The following is a 12797-nucleotide window of genomic DNA, read 5'->3' on the forward strand; positions in this document are numbered from 1 at the left end:
AGCTCTCACCGCAGAGGTGATGCCACCTAGGGGAGGGGATCCCTCGCGCTCATTGGCGGCCGCAGGGTCCCTGCGGGGCTGGGTCCATGCGGTAAACGTCACTGATGGCAGCCGCGCCGTGATGCGGATGAGCAGCCTGGCCCTATGCCGCCTGCTGCTTGACGCCGGCATCGAGCCGGTGCTGCAGCTGGCCTGCCGCGATCGCAACCGCATTGCCCTGCAGGCCGAATTACTCGGTGCCCATGCCTTGGGCGTGCGCAACCTGCTCTGCCTCACCGGCGATCCCGTGCGGGCCGGCGACCAGCCCGGGGCCCGCCCGGTGAATGAGCTGGAGGCGGTGCGGTTGTTGCAGCTGGTACAGCACTTCAATGGCGGGCAGGATCCGGTGCAAGGTGAGCTGCCCGATGGACCCACCGACCTATTTGCCGGTGCAGCTGCCGATCCCCAGTCGGCTAGTTGGAGTGGTCTCAAGAGCCGGCTGCTGCGCAAGAAGCAGGCCGGTGCCCGCTTCATTCAAACCCAGATGGTGATGGACGCTGAAGCTCTCAAGCGCTTTGTTGGTGACCTCGCCGCACCGCTTGATCTGCCCGTGCTGGCGGGTGTGTTTTTACTCAAATCGGCCCGCAACGCCGCCTTCATCAACCGGGTGGTGCCTGGCGCCAACATTCCCCAGGCCGTGATCGACCGGCTGGCTGCGGCGCCAGATCCGGCGGCAGAGGGCGTAGCTATCGCCGCGGAACAGGTGGGCGCCTATCTCCAGATTGCCCAGGGGGTACATCTGATGGCCATTAAGGCTGAGGAGCGAATTCCGGCGATCCTGCGGCAGGCAGGCCTGAAGCCCCTAGCGCTGGGCTAGTTGGAGTTGCTCAGGGCCAGATCGGTGCCCAGTAGTTCGGCCATCGCCTTCTGCTGCGGCGATGGCGACACCACATCCTGCCGGCGCACATCGGTGATCAGCCAGTCGAGGGCGGCCTCCTGTAGGTCGAAGTGGTCGCCGTTGCGGTCAACGCAATAGCGGCCAAACACCAGCTTCTCCACCAGACGCACTCCAGCCCCGATGCGGGAGTAGTCAAAGATGATCGAGTTGTCGATTGTGGCTCCTTCGCAGATGTGGCAATTGGGGCCAATCATCGCCGGGCCAATGATTGTGGCGCCATTTTCAATGCGAGTCATGCCGCCCACATAAATGGGGCCGGTGATATTGATCTGATCCCAGTCAGCGGCCACGTTGAGGCCGGCAAATACCCCTGGCCGCACTTCCTTGCCAGGGATCTGCACTTGACGCACCTGGCCCTGCAAAACGCTGCGGATTGCCTGCCAGTAATCCGGCACCTTGCCGATATCAACCCATTCAAACTCCATCGGCAGGGCGTAGAAAGCTGCGCCGGCCTCCACCAGTTTGGGAAATAGGTCGGAGCCGATATCGAAGGGCTGGTTGCTTGGCACAAAGTCGAGCACCTCTGGCTCGAAGATATAAATGCCGGTGTTGATCATGTCGCTGGCGGCCTCATCAACCGCCGGCTTTTCCTGGAAGGAGCGCACCCTGCCGTCGTCGTCTGTGACGACTACGCCATAACTGCTCACCTGATCCTTGGGAACTCGCTTGGTGATCATGCTGGCCATGGCGCCCTTGGCCTTATGGCGACGTACCGCTTCGCACAGATCAAGGTCGATCAGGGCATCACCGCAAAGCACCACAAAGGTGTCGTCGAAGAAGCGCTGGAAATTCTGGATCTTCTTCAGCCCTCCTGCTGATCCCATCGCGTCGCCGATCAGCTCACCGTCTTCGATGCGGCCTTCAAAGCTGTAGGCGATTTCAACACCGAAGCGCTGACCATCGCGGAAGTAGTTCTCGATCTCCTCAGCCAGGTGAGAGACGTTCACCATGATTTCGGTGAACCCATGCTCCCGCAGCAGCTCCAGCAGAAACTCCATCACGGGTTTCTGCAGGATGGGGATCATCGGCTTGGGGATCGTGTGCGTAATGGGCCGCACACGTGTTCCCTTGCCAGCAGCCAGGATCATCGCCTTCATGGGCGCCAGCCTAGACGCACCACTTAAGCCGCCAGCGCCTGCTCCGCCGCACCGAGGGCTGGCACTAGGGGCAGTTGGCGGGTCTCGCCAGGATTGAGCAGGCGCCGCAGGTGCAGAGGGCCAAACAGCCCGCCCTGCTGGTCGAGTTCCACCTTGCCCTGGTGGCAGAGAAACAACAGAGCCCAGAACACCCCCACCCGGTCCCGGTCCAGCTCGGCGTCCGCAGCCTTGGCTTCCACGTGGGCAGCCCAGTCCTGCACCAGCTCGTTGAAGCCGGCCCAGTCGTGGGCTGGATCCCAGCTAAGTAAAAACTGGCTGAGAGCAGCGGTGGTTTCCGGCAACTTCTCGCGGTGCGCCAGGGCCGCTACCTGCTCAATCGCGGCCCTTTCGCTGTAGCGCTTGGGGCGGTGGCGCGGCCGAATCCGACCCTCGTCCGCTTCGAGTCGCTCGGCGATGTCCTCGAGCTGGCGGATCAATTCCCCCAGGGTCACCGGTCGTTGTAGGGGTGGCGGCGCTACGGGCCGGCGCCAGAGGTGCCTTTCCGGTCGCTGAGGCAGGGCCAGGGCGGGGTTCACCAGCCAGCCTTGGCCATCGGCATCGAAATCAAAGCCGATGTCGTCCTGGTCTGGAGCTTCCTGCGCAAAGGTGGCCGCTTCCAGCACCTCGGCTTTGAGGCTCACCAACACCGAGGCCGCCAAAAAGGCCTCACTGGTTTCAGCTAGGTCCTGTTCGTAGCTGCCGCCCCGGCTTGGAGCGTTTGCTACCACCAGGCGGGGCACCTCAATGCGCTGGCGCAGCTGGTCGAGAAAACCATCCACCACGGCGATCACGTCCACATCCCATGGGTCGATATCGCCCCGCTCTGCCGCATCCTGGAGCAGGCGTATGGCCAATCTTGCGCCTCCTTCAGCCAATGGTGCCCCGAGGCCTCCGCTGAGTCATTGGCCGCACGCTACCGGTGCTGGCCATTTCGCACCAGCACCCCTGCCAAAGCACCACAGCTGGGGTCAGCCAACTGACACGGTCACGGCTTCGTCGGCATCGGGACTGGTGGGAGCCGAGCTTTGCCCGGCCGCTGGCAGCAGCCCCAGCTGGGCATCCAGCGTGGCTCGGTAGCGCTGCAGGTCGTTTTCCAGCTCCTGGATTCGCACCTGTTGGGCGGTGAATTCGCCCTGGCTCTGCACCGCTTCCACCTTGCGCACCACCCCGGTCCACACCGCAAACACCCAGGCAGCGGTGGCGCCGATGCCGCCAACTAGGAGCAGCAGGGCGGCTAGGGGCAGGGTGCCGCTCAGTCCTGGCAGGAAGTGGACCGTGGTGGGGGCTGTGTTCTCCAGGGTGAACATCACCATGGCTAGGCCAAAGCTGAAGATCAGCAGAAAGTTCAGCTGTTTCATCTCAGGAGCGTAATTAGACCAACCCAGGGGTGAACTCACCGCGGGCTATCTGCACAGTTTTGTTACCCAGGGAGGCGGATCAGGCCGGCAGGGCCGGCGCCGAAAGCAGCGGTTGGCGAATCAGATCGCCCGGCGGCGGCTGAATCACCTTGGCTAGGGCGGTGGTCTCCCGCTGCACGAGGGCCTCGATCGAAGCCCTGTAGGTGTCGGTCATCACCCTGGGGTAGAGGCCGATGCCCACGATCGGCACCAGCAGACAGCTGATCACGTAGATCTCCCGGGGCTCCGCATCCACCAGGTGGGTGTGGGAGGCGAGCTCAGTGTTTTCCTTGCCGAAGAAGATTTCCCGGAGCATCGAGAGCAGGTACACCGGGGTGAGGATCACGCCCACCGCCGCTAGAGCCGCCATCACGATGCGGAAGCTGAGCGAATAGGCCTCGCTGGTAACGAAGCCCGTGAACACCATCAGCTCGGACACAAAGCCGCTCATGCCTGGTAGGGCAAGGGAGGCCAGGGAGCAGATAGTCCACAGGGCAAACATCTTGCGCATCTTCTGGCCAACCCCGCCCATGTCGTCGAGCTGCAGGGTGTGGGTGCGGTCGTAGGTGGCGCCCACCAGGAAGAACAGGCTGGCTCCGATCAGGCCGTGGCTGATCATTTGCAACATGGCCCCACTGGTGCCCAGGGCACTGAAGCTGCCGATGCCGATCAGCACGAAGCCCATGTGGCTGATCGAGCTGTAAGCGATCTTGCGCTTGAGGTTGCGCTGGGCAAACGAGGTGAGAGCGGCGTAGATGATGTTCACCACCCCCAGTACCACCAGCAGCGGCGCAAATTGGGCATGCCCCTCGGGGAGCAGCTGCACGTTGAAGCGCAGCAAGGCGTAGCCCCCCATCTTCAGCAAGATGCCTGCCAGCAGCATGTGCACCGGAGCCGTGGCCTCGCCGTGGGCATCGGGCAGCCAGGTGTGCAGGGGCACGATCGGCAGCTTCACCCCAAAGGCGATCAGCAGGCCTGCGTAGGCGAATAGCTGGAACTTCGTTGAGAAGTCCTTGGCCATCAGGTCCGTGTACTCAAAGCTGGGGGTGCCACCGCCGTAGAAGGCCATCGCCAGGCCCACCACCAAAATGAACAGGGAGCTACCGGCTGTGTAGAGGATGAATTTGGTGGCTGCGTACTGACGCTTTTTGCCGCCCCAGATAGCCAGCAGCAGATACACCGGCAACAGCTCCAGCTCCCAGGCCAGGAAGAACAGCAGCATGTCCTGCACGGCGAACACGGCGATCTGGCCGCCATCCATGAGCAGCAGCAGGAAATAAAAGAGCTTGGGCTTGAAGGTCACCGGCCAGGCCGCCAGAGCCGCCAGGGAGGTGATGAAGCTGGTGAGCAGGATCAGGGGCATCGAGATGCCGTCCGCCCCCAGCGACCAGGCCAACCCCAGGCTGGGCAGCCACTGAACCCGCTCCACCAGCTGCAGTCCTTCGACCGCCGGGTCATAGCCGTTGAGGTAGGCCCCCACGGTGATCAAGAAGGTGATCAGGGTGATGCCAAGGGCATACCAGCGAATCCGCTTGCCGTCGCCGGCATCGGGAATGAAAGGAATTACCAGGGCCGCTGCGATCGGGAAAAGGATCGACGCGCTCAACCATGGGAAGGGCACGAACCAGGCCTCACCGTTTGATCGGAGTGTAGAAATGCAGTCGGGCCCGGCACTCTGCTGATGGGGGTTGTCACACAGAGTTGTGTGTCCTGCCCCCGCTTCGCTGATCCCCTGGCGTGAGCGCAAAGCGCGTGCCAGGGGATCAGCGAAGCGGGGGCAGGAGCCGGTGCGGCAGGGCGCGGCTTGAGGCTCGCTGGTGCGGCAGGGGATGGGCGTGCGGTGTGAGGCTCGCTGGACTGTGCGGCCGAGGCCGTGTTGCCCGCGTAGCAGGCGTAACGGCCGAACCGCTCAGCCCAGCGAGCCGAACAGAACCACCAGGGCGATGACACCGCCAAACACGATCAGGGCATAGAACTGGGCCCGGCCGGTTTCGAAGTATTTGAGACCCTCGCCGCTGCCCAGGGTCACCAGGCCGGTGAGGTTTACGACCCCATCAACAACCTTGGAATCAACCTCCAGCACCTGGCGGGCCAGTTTGCGGCTGCCCTGCACGAACAACTTGTCGTTGATTGCATCGAGATACCACTTGTTGGCCAGGAAGGCATTGAGGGCGGGGAAGCGAGCGGCTACGGCTTTGCCCAGATCGATTTTGTGCAGCGCGTAGGCCAGCACGGCGACGGTTATGCCAGCGATGGAGATGCCGACTGAGGCTCCGGCTAGGGGCAGGAATTCACTCCAGCTGAAGTGTTCGGCCACCTCGGCCGCCTCCTTGGGGTCGAGCAGGTTGCCAAAGCGGCTATTCCAGGGGGTGCCCAGCAGGCCTACCAGCACAGAGGGCACGGCCAGCACGGCCAGGGGCATGGCCATCTGCCAGCCGGATTCATGGGGATGGCTGGCATGGCCATGGTCGTCGCCGTGGCTATCGCCCTGGTCATCAGTGGTTTTGCCTGCTTCAGCCAGCAGCTGGGCCCTCATGGCCTGATCATTGCCGCGAAACTCCCCCTCAAAGGTGAGGAAGTAAAGGCGGAACATATAAAAGGCGGTCATGCCGGCGGTGATGAAGCCAGCCACCCACAGCACGGGGAATGAACCAAACGCCACGCCGAGGATCTCGTCCTTGCTCCAGAAGCCAGCCAAAGGGGGAATGCCGGCGATGGCGACGCAGCCAATCAGGAAGGTGCTGCTGGTGATCGGCATGTGTTTGCGCAGCCCACCCATTAACCGCATGTCCTGGGCGAGCACGGGCTCATGGCCCACCACCTCTTCCATGGCGTGGATCACCGAGCCGGACCCCAAAAACAGCATCGCCTTGAAGAAGGCGTGGGTCACCAGGTGGAACATGCCGGCCACCGGAGCGCCGCAGCCCATGGCCAGCATCATGTAACCCAACTGGGAAACGGTGCTATAGGCCAGGCCCTTCTTGAGATCCATCTGGGTGAGAGCAATCGAGGCCCCCAGTACCAGGGTGATGGTTCCCACCACGGCGATCGTGGCCTGCACAGCCGGGAAGGGTTCGTAAACGGGTTGCAACCGGGCCACCAGGAACACACCAGCAGCCACCATGGTTGCCGCGTGAATCAGGGCAGAAATTGGAGTCGGACCCTCCATGGCATCCGGCAGCCAGACGTGCAGGGGGAATTGGGCCGATTTCGCCATCGGTCCCATGAACACCAGCAGGCACAACAGGATCGCCGCCGCGTTGGAAACACTGCCGCCGGCCACGGCCTCCTGCAGCCGGCTGCCAATTTCCTCAAAGCCGAAGCTGCCAGTGGCCCAGAACAGACCCAGGATCCCCAGCAGCAGACCGAAGTCGCCAACCCTGTTCACCACAAAGGCTTTCTGGGCGGCATTGGCGGCGCCATCGCGGTCGTACCAGAAGCCCACGAGCAGGTAGGAGCACATTCCCACCAGCTCCCAGAACACATAAATCTCCAGCAGGTTGGGGCTGATTACCAGGCCCAGCATCGAGCTGCTGAATAGGGCTAGGTAGGTAAAAAAGCGCACATAGCCCTTGTCATGGGCCATGTAGCCATCGGAATAAACCATCACCAGCACGGCGATGGTGGTCACCAACGACAGCATCACGGCGCCGAGGGCGTCCACCCGGAAGCCCATTTGCAGGTTGAAGGTGCCGGCGCTGGCCCAGTTGAACAGCACTTCGGTGGGCGGTGCACCCGCCAGTTGCTGGGCCAAAACGGCGTAGCTAAGAACTGCAGCCGCTCCCACGCAGCTGATCAGTAACCAGGCCACGGGTTTGCGCAGCCGATTGACGGTGCGGTTGAAGCTGATCAGCCCCAGCCCGGTAATAGAAGCCCCGACCAGGGGCAGCACCGGAATCAACCAGGCGAGTTCGGCGGCTGACGGCATGCGCTGCAAGCTGGTTGGCGCAAGTGTAGGCAGCCAAACACGTGCATATCCAGGCCTGTGCGGGCTCGCCCATGGGCGGGGGCTTCGCGGCGAGCCGTACTCAACCCAGCAGGTGGGCCAAGCCTGTGCGAGCGAAGCTCGTTGCGCCGAGGCCGATGAAGCGATGGGCCCACCAAAACACCCCTACGGCAATGGCAATGCCCAGCTGGGCTGGCCTTAGAAATTCGCTGGCAACCAGCTGCTGGCGGCCGGTCAATATCGCCCTAAAGGGAAGGATCGAGGTGCTAGCTCTCAGCTCCTCAAAGGCGCTACCGAAGCGCTTGGCCAAGCGCCGGTCGCCGTTCCAGATAGCGAAGAGATGGTGGGCGATCAGGCCGGCGCAGGTGGCCACCATGAAGCTGCTGCCGATCCAGAGCAGGTGGGTGGCGCACCAGAGGACCTGGCCCACCGCCTGGGGATGGCGGCTGATGCGGATGATGCCGGTGGCATAGAGCCGCACCTGGGGCTTGAGCACCGCCGGGATTTCCAGCAGGTTGTAGGTGGCTGGATAAAGAAACAAAAAGCTGATAGCGGTGCCGGCCCACACCACGGGCACGATCCAGGGCTGGTCCTGGAGATTCCAGAGGCGCACCCCGTCGTAGCGATGGGCCAGGAAGTAGCCGATCACCACCACGGCTGAGGGGATGCTCACCGCGGCAAATAGCAGCCGCCAGGCCCTTTCGCCAATTTTTGCTGCGCCCCACACCCGCAGCGAGGCACCGCCGCTGTGAACTACTGCGAAAGCCAGCAACAGGGCGAGCATTACCCAGCTGCTGTGGTGCGAAGAGCTGGGGGGCACGGGCCGGATGGGGCGTTGTGAAGCTCTCGATTCTCGCTGCCAGGCTTCCCCCTTAGAGTTTTGAAATCGCCAGCTGGCAGGCTCCGGCCGATCCAGGCAACCCAATGGCAGAACTGCCTTTCACCCTTGATCAGCTCCGCATCCTGCGGGCCATCGCCTCTGAGGGGAGCTTCAAGAAGGCCGCAGATAGCCTTTATGTGACTCAGCCGGCGGTGAGCCTGCAGATTCAGAATCTGGAGAAGCAGCTCAGCGTCAGCCTGTTTGACCGGGGCGGGCGCAAGGCCCAGCTCACCGAGGCCGGCCACCTGCTGCTCAGCTATTGCGACCGAATCCTGAGCCAGTGCCAGGAGGCATGTCGGGCTCTAGAAGACCTGCACAACCTGCGCGGCGGCTCGCTCATCGTTGGCGCCAGCCAGACCACCGGCACTTATTTAATGCCGCGAATGATTGGTCTGTTTCGGCAGAAGTACCCCGAAGTGGCGGTGCAGTTGCAGGTGCACAGCACCCGCCGCACGGGTTGGAGCGTGGCTAATGGCCAGGTGGATCTGGCGATAATCGGCGGCGAGCTTCCAACGGAGCTTTGTGAGCTGCTGCAGGTGGTGCCCTATGCCAGCGATGAGCTGGCCCTGGTGCTGCCGGTGAAGCATCCGCTGGCCCGCCTGCCCGAGCTCACGAAAGACGACCTCTACCGGCTGGGCTTTGTCTGCCTTGATGCCCAGTCGACCACCCGCAAAATGGTCGATCAGCTGCTGGCCCGCTCCGGGCTGGATGTGGGCCGGCTTAAGATCGAGATGGAGCTCAATTCCTTTGAGGCGATCAAAAACGCCGTTCAGTCGGGTCTTGGGGCTGCCTTCCTGCCGGTGGTCTCAATTGAGCGGGAGCTCTCTGCTGGCAGCCTGCATCGCCCCCAAGTGGCCGACCTGCTCGTGCGCCGCCAGCTGAAGCTGATCACCCATCCAGCCCGCTATTGCTCCAGGGCTGCCGATGCCTTCCGCAAGGAGGTTCTGCCCGTGTTTGCCAGCCCCGATAGCCCCCTGCGCCGGCCGTTGCAGCAGCAGGAGGCTCTCACTCAGAACTGATCGGCTTCGGGGGTGACGCCCACCGTGTCATCAGCCACGCCCTTGGTAAGGAATTTGTTTTGGCTGGTGTCTGTTTGGTAGACGCAGCGCACGATTGGCTTGTCTTTCACTGAGCCGATGTAGGCGAAGGTGTTCATGCGCTGCTTGCACTGGCGCATCTGTTCGTTGGTTACGGCTCCTTCCTTCTGCAACACGCTCCAGTTTTCCCGCCGAATAACGCAGCCGGCCTTGAGCTCCGGCTGGGTCACGAAGCTGGAGCTGGGGTTCATGGTGGTGTAGAGCTCAATGTCCATCACGAAGGCACTGGCGCCCCACTGGCGGCAGAACTCCGGATCAGGCACCGCCATGTCGAGCTGCTGGCTGCTGGCGATGTTGCCCTGGTCGCCCTGGGTGGTGCTGGAGATGGCGGTGCCGATGCCGATGCCCACCACCAGCACCCCAGCCAGGATCGCCAGGGTGCCCACGTTGAACTGAAAGGGGCCACTTCCGCCAGGGCCACTGCCACCAGGACCAGGGCCACCAGGACCGCCTTTATTGCCGCCCCCGGCCGGCCGCCTGGGCTCATTGCGGCGACCGCCCCGCTCATAGGCATCCTCTGCGTAACGCCCTCCGGGGGGACGCCCCTCATCAGGGCGCTCACCGGCGTAGCGATCTGAGCTGTAGCGGGAGCGGCTCACAGGCTTTCCGTGCTGCGGGGCAGGCCCATTGAGTAATTGAGCACCCGGGCATCCGGGTTGTAGCGAAGCTCGCCGGCCTGGAGCAGCTGGCGAATTAGCCCTTCCAGCTCCGAACCGATCTGGCGCAGGTTGTATTCGGTGAGGTCGGCGCCGGCTTGGGCTGCCACCAGCTCGCGGAAGTGGTCTTGCACCTTGGCCAGCACCGGGGCGTCCCAGAGGAACTCGTTGTCGGGATCCACATCCATGGTGAGCTGGCTGGGATCAGGCAGCAGGTTGCCGTCCTCCACTCGGGCGGTGAACAGCCGCACGTGGCGGGTGGTGGACTTCAGCAAGGTCTCTGCAGGGCGGGATTCGGCAGGGAGTGAGTCGGCCATGGGGAGGGGATTGCGGGCACCCAATGTCCCAACTCTAGAAACCCCCCCCCAGCCGCAGGGGTCAGGCGCCCCCTTTAAGGTTGCATCTGGATTTTTGAAAGTCGGTATGCGCGTCGTCATTGCCGGAGCAGGGCTCGCCGGGCTGTCGTGCGCGAAGTACCTCTGTGATGCCGGCCATACGCCGGTCGTGGTGGAAGCCCGCGATGTGCTGGGCGGCAAGGTGGCGGCCTGGCAGGACGAAGACGGCGACTGGTATGAGACCGGCTTGCACATCTTTTTCGGCGCTTACCGCAACATGCGCCAGCTGTTTAAGGAGCTGGATATCGAAGACCGTCTGCAGTGGAAAAGCCACTCGATGATTTTCAACCAAATGGAGACGCCAGGCACCTACAGCCGCTTTGACTTCCCAGACATCCCCGCCCCCTTCAATGGTTTGGCGGCCATTCTCAGCAACAACGACCTGCTCACTTGGCCCGAGAAGATTGCCTTCGGCATGGGCTTGGTGCCGGCAATTTTGCGCGGCCAACAGTATGTAGAAGAATGCGATAAGTATTCCTGGACCGAGTGGCTCAGGCTGCACAACATTCCCGAGCGGGTCAATGACGAGGTATTCATCGCCATGGCCAAGGCCCTGAACTTCATCGATCCCGATGAAATCTCCAGCACGGTGGTGCTCACCGCCCTAAATCGTTTCCTGCAGGAGGGTGATGGCTCCAAGATGGCCTTCCTTGATGGCAACCCACCGCAGCGGTTGTGCCAGCCGATCGTCGATTACGTCGAGGCCCGTGGCGGGGAAGTTCACCTGAATTCCCCGTTGCGCCAGATCGAGCTCAATGCCGATGGCACGGTGAAGGCTTTCCAGATTGGTGGCATCAAGGGTCAGGAGCCCCGCACGCTTACGGCAGACGCCTACGTGAGCGCCATGCCGGTAGATCCCTTCAAGCTGCTGCTGCCTGAGGCTTGGAAGCAGATTCCCTATTTCAAGAAGCTCGACGGCCTCAATGGGGTGCCGGTGATCAATATTCACCTTTGGTTTGATCGCAAGCTCACCGATATCGATCACCTGCTGTTCAGCCGGAGCCCGCTGTTGAGCGTCTATGCAGACATGAGCAATACTTGTAAGGAATACGAGGATCCGGAGCGCTCGATGCTGGAGCTGGTGTTTGCCCCAGCCAAAGACTGGATTGGTCGCTCTGACGAGGACATCGTGGCGGCCACGATGGAGGAGCTCAAGCGCCTATTCCCGATGCACTTCACCGGCAACGACCAAGCCACTCTGCGCAAGTCGATCGTGGTCAAAACACCGCTGTCGGTTTACAAAACCGTGCCTGGCTGCCAGCAACTGCGGCCCGATCAAGCCTCGCCGATCCCCAACTTCTTCTTGGCCGGCTGCTACACCATGCAGCGCTACCTGGCCTCAATGGAGGGGGCGGTGCTAAGCGGTAAGCAGTGTGCCCAAGCGATTGGTAAGGCGGTCTAGTCGTGGTGGTGTCCTCGCTCCCAAATTTGGAGAAGGCTTATGAGGCCTGCCGGCAGGAGACGGCCGAGTGGGCTAAGACCTTTTATCTGGGCACCTTGTTGATGCCGCCGGCCAAGCGTCGGGCGATTTGGGCGATTTATGTGTGGTGCCGCCGCACAGATGAGCTGATGGATAGTGCGGAGGCCCAAGCCCGTCCTGTGGCAGAGCTGGCAGATCGCCTAGATGCCTGGGAGGAGCGCACTAGGGCCCTGTTTGCTGGCGAGGTTTGCGATGGCCTTGATCTGGTTATGCGGGACACGATGGAGCGTTACCCCCAGCCCCTGCAGGCTTACTTAGACATGATCGAGGGGCAGAGGATGGATCTGCGCCTGCACCGCTACCCCACCTTCGAAGATCTAGAGCTCTACTGCTATCGGGTGGCAGGCACCGTTGGCCTGATGACTCAGGAGGTGATGGGACTGGATCCTGCCTACACAAGCGCCCCTTGGAGTGATCGGCCGGACACCTCCCACGCAGCTGTAGCTCTCGGCATCGCCAACCAGCTCACCAACATTCTTCGCGACGTGGGCGAGGATCGTTCTAGAGGGCGTATTTACCTTCCCCAGGAAGATCTGGAGCGATTTGGTTATAGCGAAGCTGAATTGCTTGCGGGCACTGTTAACGACAATTGGCGTGCCCTGATGCGATTTCAGCTAGAGAGAGCTCGAATGTGGTTTGCCCGCTCAGAGGCAGGAGTGCGCTGGCTTGCTCCCGACGCTCGATGGCCCGTATGGGCATCGCTGCGGCTATATAGGGGCATTCTTGATGTAATTGAGGAGCACCACTACGACGTTTTTAACAAGCGAGCCTTTGTGCCTAGGGCTGGCAAGCTATTCGATCTACCTTTTTCCTATTTGGTCGCTCAGGTGCGCTGAGTAGCGCCGCCTTCAATCCACTCCAGCAGAATTGAAT

General features: G+C 62.2%; 12 protein-coding genes. 4 read left to right on the top strand and 8 right to left on the bottom strand.

Annotation, left to right across the window (positions count from 1 at the left end; translation table 11 throughout):
• The first annotated feature begins 19 nt into the window (after window positions 1–19).
• On the top strand, window positions 20–856 hold the full coding sequence (locus tag KBY72_RS05705) for a methylenetetrahydrofolate reductase (RefSeq protein ID WP_254993220.1): 837 nt from the start codon (window positions 20–22) through the stop codon (window positions 854–856).
• Here the strand turns inward: KBY72_RS05705 and KBY72_RS05710 are convergent.
• The 6 genes from KBY72_RS05710 to KBY72_RS05735 form a co-directional block, all read right to left on the bottom strand.
• Window positions 853–2034 (bottom strand): NDP-sugar synthase, encoded by a 1182-nt coding sequence (locus KBY72_RS05710; protein WP_254961669.1) that lies wholly within the window; start codon window positions 2032–2034, stop codon window positions 853–855. The two genes, KBY72_RS05705 and KBY72_RS05710, sit on opposite strands and share 4 nt — an antisense overlap.
• Before the next feature lie 23 nt (window positions 2035–2057).
• The gene (locus KBY72_RS05715; protein ID WP_254961670.1) at window positions 2058–2948 is read right to left on the bottom strand and encodes a segregation/condensation protein A; all 891 of its coding nucleotides are present in this window, start codon (window positions 2946–2948) and stop codon (window positions 2058–2060) included.
• 93 nt (window positions 2949–3041) lie between these two features.
• Entirely contained in the window at window positions 3042–3431 is a 390-nt protein-coding gene (locus KBY72_RS05720) for a lipopolysaccharide assembly protein LapA domain-containing protein (RefSeq protein ID WP_254961671.1), read from the bottom strand.
• A 79-nt stretch (window positions 3432–3510) separates the two neighbouring features.
• A complete protein-coding gene (locus tag KBY72_RS05725) occupies window positions 3511–5091 on the bottom strand; it encodes an NAD(P)H-quinone oxidoreductase subunit 4 (protein ID WP_254961672.1) in 1581 nt (526 codons plus the stop codon).
• Window positions 5092–5379: 288 nt separating this feature from the next.
• Window positions 5380–7398 (bottom strand): NAD(P)H-quinone oxidoreductase subunit 5, encoded by a 2019-nt coding sequence (locus KBY72_RS05730; protein WP_254961673.1) that lies wholly within the window; start codon window positions 7396–7398, stop codon window positions 5380–5382.
• A gap of 100 nt (window positions 7399–7498) precedes the next feature.
• The gene (locus tag KBY72_RS05735) at window positions 7499–8200 is read right to left on the bottom strand and encodes an NnrU family protein (RefSeq protein WP_254961677.1); all 702 of its coding nucleotides are present in this window, start codon (window positions 8198–8200) and stop codon (window positions 7499–7501) included.
• 140 nt (window positions 8201–8340) lie between these two features.
• On the opposite strand from KBY72_RS05735, the gene KBY72_RS05740 reads away from it, so the two are divergent.
• Window positions 8341–9315 (top strand): LysR family transcriptional regulator, encoded by a 975-nt coding sequence (locus KBY72_RS05740; RefSeq protein WP_254961674.1) that lies wholly within the window; start codon window positions 8341–8343, stop codon window positions 9313–9315.
• Here the strand turns inward: KBY72_RS05740 and KBY72_RS05745 are convergent.
• Both KBY72_RS05745 and KBY72_RS05750 read right to left on the bottom strand, forming a co-directional pair.
• Window positions 9306–9992: a DUF3172 domain-containing protein gene (locus tag KBY72_RS05745; protein ID WP_254993221.1), complete on the bottom strand. Its 687-nt coding sequence runs from the start codon at window positions 9990–9992 to the stop codon at window positions 9306–9308. The genes KBY72_RS05740 and KBY72_RS05745 overlap by 10 nt on opposite strands.
• Complete coding sequence (locus KBY72_RS05750) at window positions 9989–10366, bottom strand: NAD(P)H-quinone oxidoreductase subunit M (RefSeq protein ID WP_254993223.1); 378 nt, start codon at window positions 10364–10366, stop codon at window positions 9989–9991. Before KBY72_RS05750 ends, KBY72_RS05745 begins: the two co-directional genes overlap by 4 nt.
• 106 nt (window positions 10367–10472) lie before the next feature.
• On the opposite strand from KBY72_RS05750, the gene pds reads away from it, so the two are divergent.
• Window positions 10473–11846: a 15-cis-phytoene desaturase gene (gene pds, locus KBY72_RS05755; protein ID WP_254993225.1), complete on the top strand. Its 1374-nt coding sequence runs from the start codon at window positions 10473–10475 to the stop codon at window positions 11844–11846.
• A 5-nt stretch (window positions 11847–11851) separates the two neighbouring features.
• On the top strand, window positions 11852–12760 hold the full coding sequence (locus KBY72_RS05760; RefSeq protein ID WP_106632719.1) for a phytoene synthase: 909 nt from the start codon (window positions 11852–11854) through the stop codon (window positions 12758–12760).
• The last annotated feature ends 37 nt before the right edge of the window (window positions 12761–12797 follow it).

The sequence above is a fragment of the Cyanobium sp. BA5m-21 genome, from assembly GCF_024346235.1.
GTDB lineage: Bacteria > Cyanobacteriota > Cyanobacteriia > PCC-6307 > Cyanobiaceae > Cyanobium_A > Cyanobium_A usitatum.